Genomic DNA, 16,924 nt, shown 5'->3' with positions numbered 1-16,924 from the left:
CCCCCGACTCTATCCGTGCCGTATCGGCGACTGATCGTCAGTGCTGCTGATGATTTAGTACGCTGACCAATATGACGAGAGTGCGCTTCGGCATCAAGACCACCCCCATGCACGTCTCCTACGAGGACATCCGCCGCGTCTGGTTGGAGGCCGACGCCGTGCCCGAGATCGAGGACGCCTGGCTGTGGGACCACCTGCTGCCGGTCGCCGGGCCGAAGGACGGGCAGATACACGAGGGCTGGACCCTGCTGAGCGCGCTCGCCGCGCAGACTCGGCGGCTGCGGCTCGGGCTGCTGGTGACGAGCAACCGCGTCCGTCCGCCGGCCGTGCTGGGCAAGATGGCGTCCACCCTGGACGTGATCTCGGGCGGGCGGCTGATCATGGGGCTCGGGGTCGGCGGCACCCACCAGTCGCCGGGCGCGGGCGGGATCGCCGGCGCCAATCCGGCGATCGAGGAGTACGAGGCGTACGGGCTGACGCTGGTGCCGCCGGGCGAGGGCGTCGCTCGTCTCGCCGAGACCGTCGAGATCCTGAAGCTGATGTGGACGGAGGACGTGTTCGACTACGACGGCCGCCACTACCGGCTCAAGGGCACCCGGAGCGAGCCCAAGCCCGTGCAGCGCCCCGGTCCCCCGCTGTTGATCGGCGGCTGGGGCACCCGGCTGCTGCGGCTGGTCGCCGAGCACGCCGACGTGTGGAACGTGCCCGGGCCGCCGCACAACACCGTGGACTTCGTCGCCGAGCGCGCCCGCGTCCTGGACGCCCACTGCGCCGAACTCGGCCGCGACACCGCCGAGATCACCCGGTCCGTACAGGTCCTGGTGTCCTACGACGACCCGGCGTCGACGCGCGCCACGGTGCGTGCGCTCGTCGACGCCGGTGTGAACCACGTCGTTCTGAGCCTGCCGCGCCCCTATCCGCGGGGCGTGGCACGGTGGTTGGCCGACGAAGTGATCGCCGCATGGCGCCCGAAGTGATCACCGCATAACGCCCTGGGTGATCGCCGCGTGACACCCCCGGGAGGGAGACGCCACCCTGCTCTCGGTCAGGCCATGACGCACCCGGTCACGCCATGAGGTGGTAGTCCGGGAAGTTCCCGGGCAACCGCTCCCCCTCCGGGCCCTGCGTCACGGCGCGCACGAGGAGTTCGCCGCCGACGAACGCCCCGCTCCAGGACGCGCCGAAGCCGCCGAACAGTTCGTCCCGGTCGCCGCGGGAGCGGGGTTTGCCGTGGCCGACCTTGAACGCCCGTATCTGCGGCGCGAGTCGGTCGAAGGTGGCCCGGTCGTCCGTGGACAGCGTGGCCACCAGCGCGCCGTTGGAGGCGTTCATCGCGGCCAGCAGCTCCGCCTCGGTGTCGACCAGGACGATGGTGTCGACCGGGCCGAAGGGTTCCGCGTGGTGCAGCGGTGAGGACGGGGGCGGGTTGAGGAGCGTGACGGGGTGGACGTACGCCGAGGTGTCCTGGCCGGGCAGGAGGCGGGCGTCGGACTCGTGGCCGCGGTGCAGCGGGACAGCGCCGCGGTCGATGGCCTCGGCTACCTGGTCGCGCAGTTCCTTGGCCTTGGCCGCGTTGATCACCGGGCCGAAGTCCAGCTCCGGGTACGGGTCTTCGGGTTTCTCGACGGCAAGTGGGTGGCCGACCCTGAGCGTGCGGACCGCCGGGAGGTACGCCGCCAGGAACTCGTCGAACAGCTGCCGTTGGACGACGAAGCGCGGGTACGCCGTGCAGCGCTGTTTGCCGTAGTCGAAGAGCTTGGGGACGACGGCCGTGAGCGCGTCCCAGTCCGAGTAGTTCCAGATGCCCCAGGTGTTGAGTCCCTCCTGTTCGAGTACATGCCGCTTGCCGAGGTCGGCGACGGCGGTGGCCACCGCGGCGCCGGTGTCGCGGCCGCCGACGAAGGAGACGCAGCCGATCTCGGGCGCCCGCACGAGCGCCTGGGACAGCTCGCCTCCGCTGCCGCTGACGAGGGTGGCGGGAATCCCCTCGCGGGCGGCCAGTGCCGAGGCCAGGGTCAGACACGCGACGCCGCCGTCGGTCGGGGTCTTGGCGATGACCGCGTTGCCTGCCAGTGCCTGTACCAGCATTGCGTGAACGAGCACGCTCATCGGATAGTTCCAGCTCGCGATGTTGGACACCGGGCCGTCCAGCGGGGCCCGTTCGGCGAGCATCGGCTCGATTCCGTCGACGTACCAGCGCACACCGTCGATGGCCCGGTCGACGTCGGCCTGCGCCAGCCGCCAGGGCTTGCCGATCTCCCACACCAGCAGCAGCGCGAGGAGCTCGCGGTGTTCGGTGAGGGCGTCGAGAGTGGCGGCGACCCTGGCTCGGCGTTCGTCGAGCGGGATGTGCCGCCAGGCGCGGTGCTGGTCGAGAGAGGCCCGTACGGCCTGGTGGGCGGTGTCCCGGTCCAGGCGGGGCGGGCCCGCGATCGGGCTGCCGTCGACGGGGCTGGTGGCGGGCAGCGCCCGGCCGTCGGCCCGCCAGGCGGAGCCCCAGAGGTTGAGGACGCGGTCGTCCTGGAAGGCCTCGGGGGCGACGGCGAGGCAGCGCCGCCATGCGTCGTTCCAGGACGTGCCCGCTTTGAGGGTCAGTTGGGGAGGGACGTGGTCAGGGGTGAGGGTTGTTGCCATGCTTCTGCTCCGCTCTCGGTGCACAGTCGGGGCGGGGTGAGGCAGGAACTGTCTTGTGTACGGCGGCAACTGTCCTGTGCGCGGCAGCAACTGTCGCGGCTGCGGCAGCGGTTGCCGTAATCCGGCAGCAGCCATAGTGATCCGGCAGTGGCTGTCATGCTCCGGCAGGAACCGCCGTACAGATGACGCTAGTTGCGCTCGAAGGAGCGCAACAGTCACGTCGCGTCAACTATGAGTGACGTCACGTGCTGCTTCGAGGACGTCAAGCACCAGTCGTGCGGTCTCCGTCGGGGTGCTGCCGACCTTCACCCCCACCGCCTCCAGCGCCTCCTTCTTCGCCGCCGCCGTACCGGACGAGCCGGACACGATCGCGCCCGCATGGCCCATCGTCTTGCCCTCGGGGGCGGTGAAGCCGGCGATGTAGCCGACGACGGGCTTGGTGACGTGTTCGCGGACGTAGGCGGCCGCCCGTTCCTCCGCGTCGCCGCCGATCTCGCCTATGAGGACGATCAGTTCGGTGTCGGGGTCCTCCTGAAACGCGGCCAGGCAGTCGATGTGCGTGGTGCCGACGACGGGGTCGCCGCCGATGCCGACGCAGGTCGAGAAGCCGATGTCCCGGAGTTCGTACATGAGTTGGTAGGTGAGGGTGCCGGACTTGGAGACCAGGCCGATGCGGCCGGGCTTGGTGATGTCGGCCGGGATGATGCCCGCGTTGGCCTGGCCCGGGGTGATCAGGCCGGGGCAGTTGGGGCCGATGATCCGGGTGCCCTTCGACTTGGCGTGGGCCGTGAAGGCGACGGAGTCGTGGACCGGGATGCCCTCGGTGATGACGACGGCCAGGCCGATGCCCGCGTCGGCCGCCTCGATGACGGCCGCCTTCGCGAAGGCGGGCGGCACGAAGACGACGGTGACGTCGGCCCCGGTCGCCTCGATGCCTTCGCGGACCGAGCCGAAGACGGGGACGATCCGGTCGTCGAAGTCCACGGTAGTGCCCGCCTTGCGCGGGTTGACTCCGCCGACGACGTCCGTGCCGGCCGCGAGCATGCGGCGGGTGTGCTTCATGCCCTCGCCGCCGGTCATGCCCTGGACGAGGACCTTGCTCTCCTTGGTGAGGTAGATCGCCATGTCCCTGCTCCTCAGCGTGCGTTGGCGAGGTCGGCGGCGCGGCGGGCGGCGCCGTCCATGGTGGTGGCCTGCTGGACCAGCGGGTGCCCGCGGTCGTCGAGTACGGCCCGGCCGCGGGCCGCATTGTTGCCGTCGAGCCGGACCACCAGGGGTTTGGTCAACTGCACCGCGTCCAGGGCCTGGACGATGCCCTCGGCGACCGCGTCGCAGGCGGTGATGCCGCCGAAGACGTTGACGAAGACCGACTTCACGGCCGGGTCGGAGAGGATGACGGACAGGCCGTCCGCCATGATCTGGGCCGAGGCTCCGCCGCCTATGTCGAGGAAGTTGGCGGGTCGGGCGCCGCAGCCGGCCACCACGTCGAGGGTGGACATGACGAGGCCGGCGCCGTTGCCGATGATGCCGACCTCGCCGTCGAGCTTGACGTAGTTGAGGCCCTTGGCGGCGGCAGTCGCCTCCAGCGCGTCGTCGTGCTCGACGTCCTCGGCGCCCCAACGGGCCTGGCGGAAGCGGGCGTTGTCGTCGAGGGTGACCTTGCCGTCGAGGGCGAGGATCTGGCCCTGCGCGGTGCGCACGAGCGGGTTGACCTCGACGAGCAGGGCGTCCTCGCGCACGAGCACGTCCCACAGGCGTACGAGGACGTCGACCGTCTGCGGCGGCAGGCCGGCCGCCTCGGCGATCTCGCCCGCCTTCGCCGAAGTGACGCCCTCCGACGGGTCGATGGGGATACGGGCCACGGCCTCGGGCCTGCTCGCGGCGACCTCCTCGATGTCCATGCCGCCCTCGGCGGAGGCGATCGCGAGGAACGTGCCCGCCGCGCGGTCGAGCACGTAGGAGACGTAGAACTCGCTCTCGATGTCGACCGGTTGGGCCAGCATCACCTTGCCGACCCGGTGGCCCTTAATGTCCATGCCGAGGATCTGCCGTGCCGTGAGTTCGGCGGCGGCCGGGTCGGCGGCGAGTTTGACCCCGCCCGCCTTGCCGCGGCCGCCGGTCTTCACCTGGGCTTTCACCACGACCCGCCCGCCGAGCCTGCGAGCGATCTCGCGTGCCTCCTTGGACGAGTCGGTGACCTCCGCCCTCGGCACCAAGATCCCGTGTTCCTCGAAGAGTTCCCTTGCCTGGTGTTCGTACAGGTCCATCTCGGCTCCCGTCTTAAAAGTGCCGCACGCCCCCTGGACACCACCCACTGGATGCGGGATAACAAGCTTCATACAGTATTCGTCGACTGTATGCAATGTACCGCGAGAGCTTCCCAACCCCCTACGAAGGGACAGGACTTCGCCATGCCCGACGACACCCAGGATGTGATTTCCGGTGGTCATCTCGTTGCCAAGGCACTCAAGGCCGAGGGCGTCGACCGCATCTACACCTTGTGCGGTGGCCACATCATCGACATCTACGACGGCTGCGTCGACGAGGGCATAGAGGTCGTCGACGTCCGCCACGAGCAGGTCGCCGCCCACGCCGCCGACGGCTACGCCCGCATCACCGGCAAGCCCGGCTGCGCGGTCGTCACCGCGGGACCGGGGACGACCGACGCCGTCACCGGTGTCGCCAACGCCTTCCGCGCGGAGTCCCCGATGCTGCTGATCGGCGGCCAAGGGGCCCTGACCCAGCACAAGATGGGGTCACTGCAGGACCTGCCGCACGTGGACATGATGACGCCGATCACCAAGTTCGCGGCGGCCGTGCCGGACACCGCGCGCGCCGCCGACATGGTGTCGATGGCGTTTCGCGAGTGCTACCACGGCGCGCCCGGCCCCTCCTTCCTGGAGATCCCGCGCGACGTGCTCGACGCCAAGGTCCCGGTGAGCAAGGCGCGCGTGCCGAAGCCCGGCGCCTACCGCGCCTCGACCCGCTCGGCCGGTGACCCCGAGGCGATCGAGAAGCTCGCCGACCTGCTGGTCCACGCCGAGAAGCCGGCCATCCTGCTCGGCAGCCAGGTGTGGACGACGCGCGGCACCGAGGAGGCCATCGACCTCGTACGCACCCTCAACATCCCCGCCTACATGAACGGCGCGGGGCGTGGCACCCTCCCGCCGGGCGACCCGCACCACTTCCAGCTGTCGCGCCGGTACGCCTTCTCCAACGCGGACGTCATCGTCATCGTCGGCACGCCCTTCGACTTCCGCATGGGCTACGGCAAGCGGCTGTCGCCGGACGCGACCGTCGTGCAGATCGACCTCGACTACCGGACCGTCGGCAAGAACCGCGACATCGACCTCGGGATCGTGGGCGACGCCGGGCTCGTCCTGAAGTCGGTCACCGAGGCCGCCTCCGGGCGCGTCAACGGCGGGGCCGCCAAGCGCAAGGAGTGGCTCGACGAGCTGCGTGCCGCCGAGCAGACCGCCCTGGAGAAGCGGCTGCCCAGCCTGAAGTCGGACGCGTCGCCGATCCACCCGTACCGCCTGGTGAGCGAGATCAACGACTTCCTCACCGAGGACTCCATCTACATCGGCGACGGCGGCGACATCGTCACCTTCTCCGGTCAGGTGGTGCAGCCCAAGTCGCCCGGGCACTGGATGGACCCGGGCCCGCTCGGCACCCTCGGTGTCGGCGTCCCGTTCGTGCTCGCGGCCAAGCAGGCACGGCCCGACAAGGAGGTCGTCGCGCTCTTCGGTGACGGCGCGTTCTCCCTGACCGGCTGGGACTTCGAGACCCTCGTCCGCTACGACCTCCCGTTCGTCGGCATCGTCGGCAACAACTCCTCGATGAACCAGATCCGTTACGGCCAGGCCCAGAAGTACGGCCTGGAGCGCGAGCGGGTCGGCAACACCCTCGGCGACGTCCACTACGACAAGTTCGCCCAGATGCTGGGCGGTTACGGCGAGGAGGTCCGCGACCCCGCCGACATCGCCCCCGCTCTCCAGCGCGCCCGCGAGTCGGGCAAGCCGTCGCTGATCAACGTCTGGGTCGACCCGGACGCGTACGCCCCCGGAACCATGAACCAGACGATGTACAAGTGAGGTGAGCCGGCCATGACCAAGGCTCTCGAAGGCATCCGTGTCCTCGACATGACGCACGTCCAGTCCGGGCCCTCCGCCACCCAGCTGCTCGCCTGGCTCGGTGCGGACGTGGTCAAGCTGGAGGCCCCGACCGGTGACATCACGCGCAAGCAGCTGCGTGATCTCCCGGACGTCGACTCCCTCTACTTCACGATGCTCAACTGCAACAAGCGGAGCATCACCCTCAATACCAAGACCGAGCGCGGCAAGGAGATCCTCACCGAGCTGATCCGGCGCTCGGACGTCATGGTCGAGAACTTCGGACCGGGCGCGGTCGACCGTATGGGCTTCACCTGGGACCGCATCCAGGAGATCAATCCGCGGATCGTCTATGCCTCCATCAAGGGGTTCGGGGACGGCCCGTACACCAACTTCAAGGCGTACGAGGTCGTCGCTCAGGCCATGGGCGGGTCGATGTCGACCACCGGTTTCGAGGACGGGCCGCCGCTGGCGACGGGGGCCCAGATCGGGGACTCCGGGACGGGTGTGCACGCCGTGGCGGGGATTCTCGCGGCGCTGTTCCAGCGGGAGAACACCGGGCGTGGGCAGCGGGTCAACGTGGCCATGCAGCACGCCGTACTCAACCTGTGCCGAGTGAAGCTGCGGGATCAGCAACGCCTGGCACATGGGCCGCTCGCTGAATATCCGAACGACGACTTCGGCACGGAAGTTCCCCGCTCCGGAAACGCGTCCGGCGGCGGTCAGCCGGGCTGGGCCGTGAGGTGCGCGCCGGGCGGGCCGAACGACTACGTGTACGTCATCGTGCAGCCCGTCGGCTGGCAGCCGCTGAGTGAGCTCATCGGCCGGCCGGAGTTGGCGGCCGACCCCGAGTGGGCGACGCCGGAGGCCCGGCTGCCCAAGCTCGGCAAGATGTTCCAGCTGATCGAGGAGTGGTCCGCCACCCTGCCCAAGTGGGAGGTGCTGGAGCGGCTCAACGCCCACAACATCCCGTGCGGCCCGATCCTCTCCACCAGGGAGATCATCGAGGACGACTCGCTGGTCGCCAACGAGATGGTCGTCACCGTCCCGCACCCCGAGCGCGGCGAGTTCGTGACCGTGGGCAGCCCGCTCAAGCTCTCCGACTCCCCCGTGGACGTGACCAGTTCGCCGCTGCTCGGCGAGCACAACGAAGAGGTCTACGTCGGCGAGCTCGGCCTCGGCGACGAGGAACTGCGCCTGCTCAAGTCGAACGGAGTGATCTGACGTGATGGCCGAAGACCGGGAGCTGACGGTGCGCTCGCTCCTCGACGCCGTGCGCGCCGAGGGACGGGCGGCGCTGACCGCGCCCGAGGGCAAGATCCTCGCCGACGCGTACGGGATCGCCGTACCGGGTGAGGAGTTGGCGACCGACGTCGACGAGGCGGTGGCGTACGCGGCACGCTTCGGCGGGCCGGTCGTGATGAAGATCGTGTCGCCGGACATCCTGCACAAGACCGATGCCGGTGGTGTCGTCGTCGGGGTCGAGGGTGCGGCGGACGTGCGGGCCGCGTTCTGCCGGATCATCGAGAACGCGCGTGCCTATGACGCCAACGCCCGTATCGAGGGCGTGCAGGTGCAGGAGCTGCTGCCGCAGGGGCAGGAGGTCATCGTCGGCGCGGTGACGGACCCGACCTTCGGGAAGATCGTCGCGTTCGGGCTCGGCGGGGTGCTGGTCGAGGTCTTCAAGGACGTCACCTTCCGGCTCGCGCCGGTGAGTGCGGACGAGGCCCTGTCGATGCTGGACTCGATCCGGTCGGCGGAGATCCTGCGCGGGGTACGTGGCCAGGCGGGTGTGGACCGGTGGGCGATCGCCGAGCAGATCCGGCGGGTGTCCCAACTGGTCGCGGACTTCCCGGAGATCGCGGAGGTCGACCTCAACCCGGTGATCGCCACACCTCAGGGCGCGGTCGCCGCCGACATCCGCGTGATCCTCGCCGAGAAGCAGCCGCCGCCCCGGCGCACGTACACGCGCGCGGAGATCCTCACCTCGATGCGCCGTCTGATGGAGCCGTCCTCGGTCGCCGTGATCGGTGCCTCCAACGAGCAGGGCAAGATCGGCAATTCGGTGATGCGCAACCTCGTCGACGGCGGCTTCGCCGGGGAGATCCATCCGGTGAACCCCAAGGCCGATGACATTCTCGGCCGCAAGGCGTACAAGAGTGTCACCGACGTTCCCGGTGAGGTGGATGTGGCGGTCTTCGCGATCCCCGCCAAGTTCGTGGCCGCGGCCCTGGAGGAGGTGGGACGCAAGAACATCCCCAACGCCGTACTGATCCCTTCGGGGTTCGCGGAGACCGGTGAAGTCGCGCTCCAGGACGAGATCGTGGCGATCGCCGAGCGGTACGGCATCCGGCTGCTGGGCCCGAACATCTACGGCTACTACTCGACGTGGCAGGACCTGTGCGCCACGTTCTGCACGCCGTACGACGTCAAGGGCGGGGTCGCGCTGACCTCGCAGTCCGGTGGCATCGGGATGGCCATCCTGGGCTTCGCGCGCACCACGAAGACGGGTGTGTCGGCGATCGTCGGCCTCGGCAACAAGTCGGACCTGGACGAGGACGACCTGCTGACCTGGTTCGGCGAGGACCCGCACACCGACTGCATCGCGATGCACCTGGAGGACCTCAAGGACGGCCGCGCCTTCGTGGAGGCCGCGCGGGCGACCGTGCCGAAGAAGCCGGTCGTGGTCCTGAAGGCGGGCCGTACGGCGGCCGGCGCGAAGGCCGCGGGCTCGCACACCGGCGCCCTGGCGGGCGACGACGCCGTGTACGACGACATCCTCAAGCAGGCCGGGGTGATCCGGGCGCCGGGTCTCAACGACATGCTGGAGTACGCGCGCGGGTTGCCGGTGCTGCCCGCTCCGAAGGGCGACAACGTCGTGATCATCACCGGGGCGGGCGGCAGCGGCGTGCTGCTGTCGGACGCGGTGACCGACAACGGTCTGACCCTGATGGAGATCCCGCCGGACCTGGACGAGGCCTTCCGGAAGTTCATCCCGCCCTTCGGGGCCGCGGGCAACCCGGTGGACATCACCGGGGGCGAGCCGCCGTCGACGTACGAGGCGACGATCCGGCTCGGTCTTGAGGATCCGCGCATCCATGCGCTCGTCCTCGGTTACTGGCACACGATCGTCACTCCCCCGATGGTCTTCGCGGAGCTCACCGCACGCGTGGTGGCCGAGTTCCGGGAGCGCGGCATCGAGAAGCCCGTGGTGGCCTCTCTCGCGGGCGATGTCGAGGTCGAGGAGGCCTGCCAGTACCTCTACGAGCGGGGGGTCGTGGCGTACCCGTACACGACCGAGAAGCCGGTGGCCGTGCTCGGGGCGAAGTACCGCTGGGCCCGTGCGGCGGGCCTGTTGGGGGGCGGCTCATGAGGTGAGCGACAAGGGGGCGGCCGACGGTGCGCGTCGGCCGGCCCCGGGACCCGTGCGCGCACGAAAGGCATTGGACAGGGGGCGCTGGCCAGAGCTTTCGACGCAAGGGGTACTGAGCGATGACAACCACCGACTACTCGACGTCCGTCCCGTACAGGGAGGTGACGGACCGAAACGGCCGCATGTACCGGATCGGCGAGTCCGACGTCGACATCATGGGCCGACCACGCAAGTGGATGGTCATCCTGCCCTGGGTGGGCATGATGGGCATCAGCTCCGCCGAATACGCGTTCACGTCGGCGGAGGACACGCTCCACGAGGCGCATCTGTGGAGCAGCGGACACATCTTCTGGCTGATGGGCGTCTGGATCTTCTTCCAGGCTGCCGTGGCCTTCCCCGCCGGGCAGCTGCGGGAGAGCGGCAGGCTGCCGGCCCGTACGGCGATGATGATCGGCGCCGTAGGGACACTGCTGGGCTATCTGTCGCTGGCGTACGCGCCGAACGTGCTCGTCGCCTACTTCGGCTTCGGCATGTGCAGCGGCATCGGCGCCGGCCTCGTCTACGCGACCTGCGTGAACATGGTCGGCAAGTGGTATCCGGAGCGCAAGGGCGGCAAGACGGGCTTCGTCAACGGCGGTTTCGCCTACGGATCCGTGCCCTTCGTGTTCCTGTTCACCTCGTACATGGACCTGAGCAACTACGAGGTCGTGCTGGCCTGTGTGGGTGTCGGGCTGTGCCTCGTGGTGGCGTCGGCGGGCTGGTTCTTCAAGGACCCGCCGAAGAACTGGTGGCCGGCGAACGTCGACCCGCTGCTGCAGACCGACGACCCGAAGATCCGGCGGGCGCTGGAGAAGAACCCGCCGGCCGTCAAGCAGTACACCCCCAAGGAGGCCGCCCGTCAGCCAGTGCTGTGGATGATGTGGTTCTGTCTCCTGTGCACCGCAGGCATCAACATCTTTGGTATCGCCTTCCAGGTCCCGTTCGGCAAGGACATGGGATTCGCCGGCGGGATCGTGGCCACCGCGATGTCCCTCAAGGCGATCGTCAACGGCACCGGGCGTGGTGTCATCGGCTGGATCTCCGACCGCTGCGGGCGCCGCAACACGCTGGTCATCGTGTGTCTGGTGCTCGGTACGGCGCAGTTCGGCGTGCTGGTGTCCGGACAGATGGGCAGCATGCCGTTCTTCCTGTTCTGCTCCATGGTCTCCGGCTTCGGCGGCGGCGCGATCTTCCCGCTGTTCGCGGCCATGACGGCGGACTACTTCGGTGAGAACAACAACGCCTCCAACTACGGCATGGTCTACAGCTCGAAGCTGATCTCCGGACTCGTCGGCTCCGGCGTGGGCGCGGTCGTCGTCGACGTGTGGGACTACCACGGAGCCTTCGTGCTCGCCGGTTCCATCGGGCTGGCCTCCGCCGTGCTCGCGCTCTTCCTGAAGTCCCCGGGCCGCCCCAAGGCCCGGCGCATCGTCCCCAACCCGCAACCGCTCGGCGAGGAGATGGCCTGACATGACGGCGGACCCCATCGCAGCCGGCAACTCGTCGGCAGACCCCGACGCCGCACACCGTCCCTACCGTGAAGTGACCGACGCCCGAGGCCGCGTCTACCGCGTGGGCGAGACCGACCGGGCCATCCTCGGCCACTCCCGCAAGTTCATGATCTACCTGCCCTGGGTCGCCATGATGGCGATCAGCGTCTTCGAGTACGCGTACGGCTCCGCGGAGGACACCCTGTCCAGCGCGCACGGCTGGACGCAGAGCAACACCTTCTGGATCCTCAGCGTCTGGGTGTTCTTCCAGGCCGGCATCGCCTTCCCGGCGGGCTGGATGCGCGAGAAGGGCATCCTGACGGCCCGCAAGGCCATGTACATCGGCTCCGTGATGTGCCTGATCGGGTTCTTCGCCCTGTCGCACCTGAGCAACGTCCTGCTGGCGATCCTGGGCTTCGGTGTCATCGGCGGCATCGGTGCCGGCCTGGTCTACGCGACCTGCATCAACATGGTCGGCAAGTGGTTCCCCGAACGCCGGGGCGCGCGGACCGGTTTCGTCAACGGCGGCTTCGCGTACGGGTCGCTGCCGTTCATCTTCATCTTCAACTATGCCTTCGACACCGGGAACTACCACCGCGTCCTGGACCTGATCGGCTGCTACATCATGATCGTGGTCTTCGGGTGCGCGTTCTTCTTCAAGGACCCGCCGAAGAACTGGTGGCCCGCGGACATCGACCCGTTGACGTTCGCCGGCAACGAGAAGAACGCGCAGAGCCTCGCGAAGAACCCTCCGGCGACCAAGCAGTACACCCCCAAGGAGGCCATCAGGACAGGGATGCTGCCCCTGATGTGGGTGGCCATCGTGATGACCGCCGGTGTGTCGATCTTCGGGATCTCCTTCCAGGTCGACTACGCCAAGGAGGTCGGCTTCGGACCGCTGGTCGCCGCGTCCTCCATGGGTGTCATGGCGGTCATCAACGGCATCGGGCGCGGTGTCGTGGGCTGGCTGTCCGACAAGTGGGGCCGCAAACCGACCCTGGTGTTCGTCATCCTGGTGCTCGGGCTCGCGCAGTTCGGCGTCATCCTGGCGGGCGAGTTGAAGAGCGAGTGGCTGTTCCTGTTCTTCGCCTTCCTGTCCGGCTTCGGCGGCGGCGCGTTCTACCCGATGTTCGCGGCGCTGACCCCGGACTACTTCGGTGAGAACTACAACGCCACCAACTACGGGCTGGTGTACAGCGGAAAGCTGATCAGCGGTCTGTTCGGCGGCGGCCTCGGCTCGATGGTGGTCGCGTCCTGGGGCTACGACGGCGCGTACGCGCTGGCCGGCGGCGTCTCGATGGCCGCGGCGGCGATAGCGCTGCTGTTGCGGCAGCCGGGTCGCAGCCGGGAGGTGACGTCGACTCCCCAGCCGCAACCGGCCGGTTGACGGCCACGCGCGCGTGAGGAGGCCCTCCCCGGGTGCGGGGAGGGCCTCCTCACGTGTGCTAGCGGTGGTTCAGCACTTTTCCCCGCGATTCAGCACTTCTTCTCGCGCAGGGAGTGCAGATAGGCGCTGGAGCGGCGGGCGAAGGTGAAGGACTCGGTGGGCTGGTCGTGCTCGACCTGCCAGTGGTGGGCGAGGCGCTCGCCGCGCAGCCGGCTCACGGCGGAGATGAACTTCTCGTAGTCGATGTCGCCGTCGCCGACGTCCACCATCCGGTAGCCGAACTGGTTCGAGGGGTCGCTCACCCCGTCCTTGACGTGGAAGAGCGGGTAGCGGTGCGGCTGCTTGAGCACGTAGCGCAGCGGGTCGAACGGCGCCGGCTTGCCGTCCGGCCGTGTCGAGAAGCGGAACTGGCCCGCGTACGCCCAGAAGATGTCCATCTCCAGGAACACCAGGTCGGGGTCGGTCTCGGCGAGCAGCACGTCGTAGAGCCGGACCTTGGGATTGTCGGAGGCGAAGCCGAACTCGTCGGAGTGGTTGTGCTGGTAGAACTTCATGCCGCGCTTCTTGGCGGCCGCCCCGTACGTGTTGAACTCCGCCGCGGCGCGCTTCCACGCGTCCACGGTCGAGCCGTAGCGGAAGGGTCCGGACGCGGTGCCGATGTGCTTGAGGCCGAGCGCCTGGGCGTCGTCGAGGACCTTGGTCAGGTTCTGGGCGAAGGTGTACGCGTTCGGGTCGTCGGAGTAGTAGCCGACGTGACTGCCGATCGGGTTCAGCCCATGGCTGTGCGCCAGCCGCTTCAGCTGGGCGAGGGTGATGGGACCCGCCGAGCCCTGCGTGTATCCGGCGAACTCGACCTCGTCGTAGCCGTACTTCTCCAACTCGGCGAAGACGGGGGCGAAGCCGAGCGTGGAGACCTTGTCGCGCAGGCTGTAGAGCTGGATGCCGAGCCGGCCGGGCGGCAGGACGGGACGGCCACGGCCGCCGGACGCGGCAGCGGCGGACGTGCTCTCGGCGGCCGTCGCCGGGGTCGCCGCGGCGCCCAGCAGTGCGGCGGCGGTGGCACCCGCGGCCACGCCGAGCATGCCTCGTCTGCTGAGGCGGTGGGTGAGTTCGGGATCGGGCTGGGAGATGCGGCTCATGCCTGGAACTCCTCGGATTCGGAGGGCGTTGTCAGTGGTGAGTGCTTCACTCGGTACCAGTCGGATCACAGCGATCGGACGGGTCGATGGGGCCGGTCTGTCAGGTGAGACCGGCGAGTCGGAGCAGCAGGGACTTCACATCGGTGGCCGCGAGGCGGTCGCCGACAGCACGGGGGGTGGAGCAGATGAGGAGCGGACCGTCGTCGTCGCTCGCCGGAAGGCGGCCATGGCTGCCGCGAATAGGTGACGGATCCAACGGCACGACCGCCATGCGATAGCGCATGCCGAGTTTCTTGCGGGCCAGTGCCGTCGCCGCTTTGACCTTGACGTAGGGGTCGAGCGGATCCATGAACAACTCGACCGGGTCGTAGCCGGGTTTGCGGTGGATCTCGACGAGCTGCGCGAAGTCGGGCGCGCGGGCGTCGTCGAGCCAGTAGTAGTACGTGAACCAGGCGTCCGGCTCCGCGACGGCGACGAGCTCGCCTGAGCGCGGGTGGTCGAGGTGGTGGGTCTTCTTGCCCTCGTCGTCCAGGAGTTGCTCAATGCCGGGCAGGTCCGCCAGTGCTGCCCGCGTGGCGTCGAGGTCCTCCGGACGGCGCACGTAGACATGGGCGATCTGGTGGTCGGCGACCGCGAAGGCACGGGAGGCCATCGGGTCGAGGTACTCCATGCCGTCCTGCGTGTGCACTTCGAGGAGTCCGGCGCGGCGCAGGGCCCGGTTGATGTCGACGGGGCGGTCCGCGCGGGTGATGCCGTACTCGGACAGCGCAACCACGGTACGGCCCTCGGCGCGGGCGTCGTCCAGGAGCGGGGCCACGGCGGCGTCCAGATCGGCGGCCGCTTTCAGGGAGCGCGGGTCGTCGGGGCCGAAGCGCTGCAGGTCGTAGTCGAGGTGAGGGAGGTAGCAGAGCGCCAGATCGGGACGGCGGGTGCGCAGGATGTGGCGGGTCGCGTCGATGATCCACTGACTGGAGACCAGGTCCGCGCCGGGTCCCCAGAAGTGGAAGAGGGGGAAGGTGCCGAGTTTCTCGGTGAGTTCGTCGTGCAGGGCCGGGGGCCGGGTGTAGCAGTCGGGCTCCTTGCGGCCGTCGGCGTAGTAGACGGGACGGGGGGTGACGGTGAAGTCGGTGTCGGCGCCCATGGCGTACCACCAGCAGATGTTGGCGACGGTGTAGCCGGGGTGCGCGCGGCGGGCGGCGTCCCACAGCTTGTCGCCGGCGACGAGGCCGTTGTGCTGGCGCCACAGGAGTACGTCGCCGAGTTCGCGGAAGTACCAGCCGTTGCCGACGATGCCGTGCTCGGACGGGTGGGTGCCGGTCAGGAAGGTCGACTGGGCGGCGCAGGTGACGGCGGGCAGGACGGTGCCGAGTGCGGCGCGGGAGCCGGACTGGGCGAGCGTCTTGAGGTGGGGCATGTGGTCGAGGAGACGGGGGGTGAGGCCTACGACGTCGAGGACGAGGAGGGGGGTGGGGTGCGACTCCCCGTGCGGGACAGGGAGCGGGGTGGTGTGCGAGGCACGGTCCGCGCTGACCGGCGGAACGGAGTCCCCGGTGGCGTGCGGGTCGGCCGGTCGGTCGCTCATGGCAGCTCCTTCAGGCCGAGGTCGGTCAACAGGTCGCGGGCGAGGGTGAGTTCGGCGGCGATGCCGTCGGCGAGCTGGGCTCGGCCGCGAGGGCGCAGCTCGGGCGGAAGTGCCTGCCAGGTGTAGGTCTCGACCTCCAGGTGGCGGGTGAGCGGATGCGGGCCGCCGACCAGCCGGGTGAGGGCTGCCTTGAGCACGGGGAGCGTGGAGGTGAGGGGCGCGGCGGGGGCCGCGTGCAGCGGGACGTGGAAGTGGGCGCGCCAAGGGGTCGCGTCGGGCAGGGCGTCGGACCGGAGCGCCACGCCGAGGTCGTCGGTGCCGCGCAGGCCGGCGGCCGAGGCGGTGCGGGTCTGGTGCAGGAAGCGGGGTTCGTCGAAGGCCGCGAGAGCGGTGCGGACCTCGGGGAGATGGGGGTGTTCGGCGTGCAGGGCCGCCGACAGCTGGGACTTGACGACGGGGACGCCGGCTTCGGCGAGCGCGTCCAGGGCGGTGTGCGGATCTTCGAAGGAGGTGGCGAGGTGGCAGGTGTCGACGCAGATGCCGATGCGGTCGTGGGCGATCGCGGTCAACGGGGCGATCGCATCGCCGGTGGTCTCGACGACACAGCCCGGTTCGGGTTCCAGGCCGACGCGGATGGAGCGGCCGGTCAACTCGTCGAGGGCGTCGAGGCGTTCGGTGAGGGTGAGGAGTGCGGTACGGGCCTTCTCGGCTCGGCTCAGGTCATAGACGGTGCGCCACGCGAGCGGCAGGGTCGAGATGGTGCCCTCGGTGACGTCGTCGGGCAGGAGTCCGGCGAGGACACGGGCCAGGGCGGTGGTGTGCTCCAGGCGTTCGGGGTCGGCCCAGTCCGGCTTGTAGACGCGGTACTTGACCTCCTCGGCGCCGAAGCCCTCGTAGGGGAAGCCGTTGAGGGTGACGACTTCGAGGCCGCGCCGGTCGAGTTCGGTACGCAGGCCGCGCAGCGCGGAGGGGTCGGTGACCAGGGCGTGGGCGGCGTCCTTCGCGAGCCAGAGCCCGATGCCGAGGCGGTCGCGGCCCAGGCGGCGGCGTACCGGCTCGCAGTGGTCGCGGAGCTGGGCGAGGACGCCGTCCAGGGTCTCGGCCGGGTGGACGTTGGTGCAGTAGGCGAGGTGGACGGTCGAGCCGTCGGGGTGGCGGAAGCGCATGG

12 protein-coding genes are annotated in these 16,924 nt (G+C 69.4%); 6 read left to right on the top strand and 6 right to left on the bottom strand.

The features are described 5' to 3' along the window. Nucleotides 1-71: 71 nt before the first annotated feature. Nucleotides 72-977 carry an LLM class flavin-dependent oxidoreductase gene (locus tag ACWDR3_RS05940; protein WP_450351115.1) on the top strand — a complete coding sequence of 302 codons (906 nt, stop codon included), beginning with the start codon at nt 72-74 and terminating at the stop codon, nt 975-977. Between the two features lie 88 nt (nt 978-1,065). Here the strand turns inward: ACWDR3_RS05940 and ACWDR3_RS05935 are convergent, their stop codons facing one another. The 3 genes from ACWDR3_RS05935 to sucC form a co-directional block, all read right to left on the bottom strand. After that, complete coding sequence (locus tag ACWDR3_RS05935) at nt 1,066-2,634, bottom strand: aldehyde dehydrogenase family protein (protein ID WP_450351113.1); 1,569 nt, start codon at nt 2,632-2,634, stop codon at nt 1,066-1,068. 225 nt (nt 2,635-2,859) lie between these two features. Then, the gene (gene sucD / locus ACWDR3_RS05930) at nt 2,860-3,759 is read right to left on the bottom strand and encodes a succinate--CoA ligase subunit alpha (RefSeq protein ID WP_450351111.1); all 900 of its coding nucleotides are present in this window, start codon (nt 3,757-3,759) and stop codon (nt 2,860-2,862) included. An 11-nt stretch (nt 3,760-3,770) separates the two neighbouring features. Next, entirely contained in the window at nt 3,771-4,901 is a 1,131-nt protein-coding gene (gene sucC / locus ACWDR3_RS05925; RefSeq protein WP_450351110.1) for an ADP-forming succinate--CoA ligase subunit beta, read from the bottom strand. Nucleotides 4,902-5,045: 144 nt separating this feature from the next. Between sucC and ACWDR3_RS05920 the strand changes: the two genes are divergently transcribed. From ACWDR3_RS05920 to ACWDR3_RS05900, 5 genes are all read left to right on the top strand, one after another. Further along, the gene (locus ACWDR3_RS05920; RefSeq protein WP_401728638.1) at nt 5,046-6,728 is read left to right on the top strand and encodes a thiamine pyrophosphate-binding protein; all 1,683 of its coding nucleotides are present in this window, start codon (nt 5,046-5,048) and stop codon (nt 6,726-6,728) included. 12 nt (nt 6,729-6,740) lie between these two features. Continuing rightward, on the top strand, nt 6,741-7,970 hold the full coding sequence (gene frc, locus ACWDR3_RS05915; protein ID WP_450351108.1) for a formyl-CoA transferase: 1,230 nt from the start codon (nt 6,741-6,743) through the stop codon (nt 7,968-7,970). 4 nt (nt 7,971-7,974) lie between these two features. Beyond that, nucleotides 7,975-10,119 (top strand): acetate--CoA ligase family protein, encoded by a 2,145-nt coding sequence (locus ACWDR3_RS05910; protein ID WP_450351106.1) that lies wholly within the window; start codon nt 7,975-7,977, stop codon nt 10,117-10,119. 119 nt (nt 10,120-10,238) lie between these two features. Next, nucleotides 10,239-11,627: an OFA family MFS transporter gene (locus ACWDR3_RS05905; protein ID WP_450351105.1), complete on the top strand. Its 1,389-nt coding sequence runs from the start codon at nt 10,239-10,241 to the stop codon at nt 11,625-11,627. 1 nt (nt 11,628) lies between these two features. Further along, the gene (locus tag ACWDR3_RS05900; protein ID WP_450351103.1) at nt 11,629-13,035 is read left to right on the top strand and encodes an OFA family MFS transporter; all 1,407 of its coding nucleotides are present in this window, start codon (nt 11,629-11,631) and stop codon (nt 13,033-13,035) included. An 89-nt stretch (nt 13,036-13,124) separates the two neighbouring features. Here the strand turns inward: ACWDR3_RS05900 and ACWDR3_RS05895 are convergent, their stop codons facing one another. The 3 genes from ACWDR3_RS05895 to eboE all read right to left on the bottom strand — a co-directional run bounded on the left by ACWDR3_RS05895 (nt 13,125) and on the right by eboE (nt 16,922). Beyond that, nucleotides 13,125-14,174, bottom strand: coding sequence for a sugar phosphate isomerase/epimerase family protein (locus tag ACWDR3_RS05895; protein ID WP_450351102.1), 1,050 nt, complete (start codon nt 14,172-14,174; stop codon nt 13,125-13,127). A 100-nt stretch (nt 14,175-14,274) separates the two neighbouring features. Continuing rightward, the gene (locus ACWDR3_RS05890) at nt 14,275-15,756 is read right to left on the bottom strand and encodes an alkaline phosphatase family protein (RefSeq protein WP_450351100.1); all 1,482 of its coding nucleotides are present in this window, start codon (nt 15,754-15,756) and stop codon (nt 14,275-14,277) included. Then, entirely contained in the window at nt 15,753-16,922 is a 1,170-nt protein-coding gene (gene eboE / locus ACWDR3_RS05885; protein WP_450351098.1) for a metabolite traffic protein EboE, read from the bottom strand. Before eboE ends, ACWDR3_RS05890 begins: the two co-directional genes overlap by 4 nt. Nucleotides 16,923-16,924 lie beyond the last annotated feature (2 nt).

This window comes from Streptomyces sp. NPDC001002 (assembly GCF_053599215.1).
The sequence above is the reverse complement of the archived record's forward strand: the minus strand, read 5'-3'. Positions and strand labels throughout refer to the sequence as shown.

Bases quoted from the DNA above. Each gene is read 5' to 3' on its own strand.
- frc (WP_450351108.1), top strand. From the start codon at position 6,741: ATGACCAAGGCTCTCGAAGGCATCCGTGTCCTCGACATGACGCACGTC.
- ACWDR3_RS05940 (WP_450351115.1), top strand. From the start codon at position 72: ATGACGAGAGTGCGCTTCGGCATCAAGACCACCCCCATGCACGTCTCC.
- ACWDR3_RS05895 (WP_450351102.1), bottom strand. From the start codon at position 14,174: ATGAGCCGCATCTCCCAGCCCGATCCCGAACTCACCCACCGCCTCAGC.
- ACWDR3_RS05900 (WP_450351103.1), top strand. From the start codon at position 11,629: ATGACGGCGGACCCCATCGCAGCCGGCAACTCGTCGGCAGACCCCGAC.
- sucC (WP_450351110.1), bottom strand. From the start codon at position 4,901: ATGGACCTGTACGAACACCAGGCAAGGGAACTCTTCGAGGAACACGGG.
- ACWDR3_RS05905 (WP_450351105.1), top strand. From the start codon at position 10,239: ATGACAACCACCGACTACTCGACGTCCGTCCCGTACAGGGAGGTGACG.
- ACWDR3_RS05935 (WP_450351113.1), bottom strand. From the start codon at position 2,634: ATGGCAACAACCCTCACCCCTGACCACGTCCCTCCCCAACTGACCCTC.
- ACWDR3_RS05910 (WP_450351106.1), top strand. From the start codon at position 7,975: ATGGCCGAAGACCGGGAGCTGACGGTGCGCTCGCTCCTCGACGCCGTG.
- ACWDR3_RS05890 (WP_450351100.1), bottom strand. From the start codon at position 15,756: ATGAGCGACCGACCGGCCGACCCGCACGCCACCGGGGACTCCGTTCCG.
- sucD (WP_450351111.1), bottom strand. From the start codon at position 3,759: ATGGCGATCTACCTCACCAAGGAGAGCAAGGTCCTCGTCCAGGGCATG.
- eboE (WP_450351098.1), bottom strand. From the start codon at position 16,922: ATGCGCTTCCGCCACCCCGACGGCTCGACCGTCCACCTCGCCTACTGC.
- ACWDR3_RS05920 (WP_401728638.1), top strand. From the start codon at position 5,046: ATGCCCGACGACACCCAGGATGTGATTTCCGGTGGTCATCTCGTTGCC.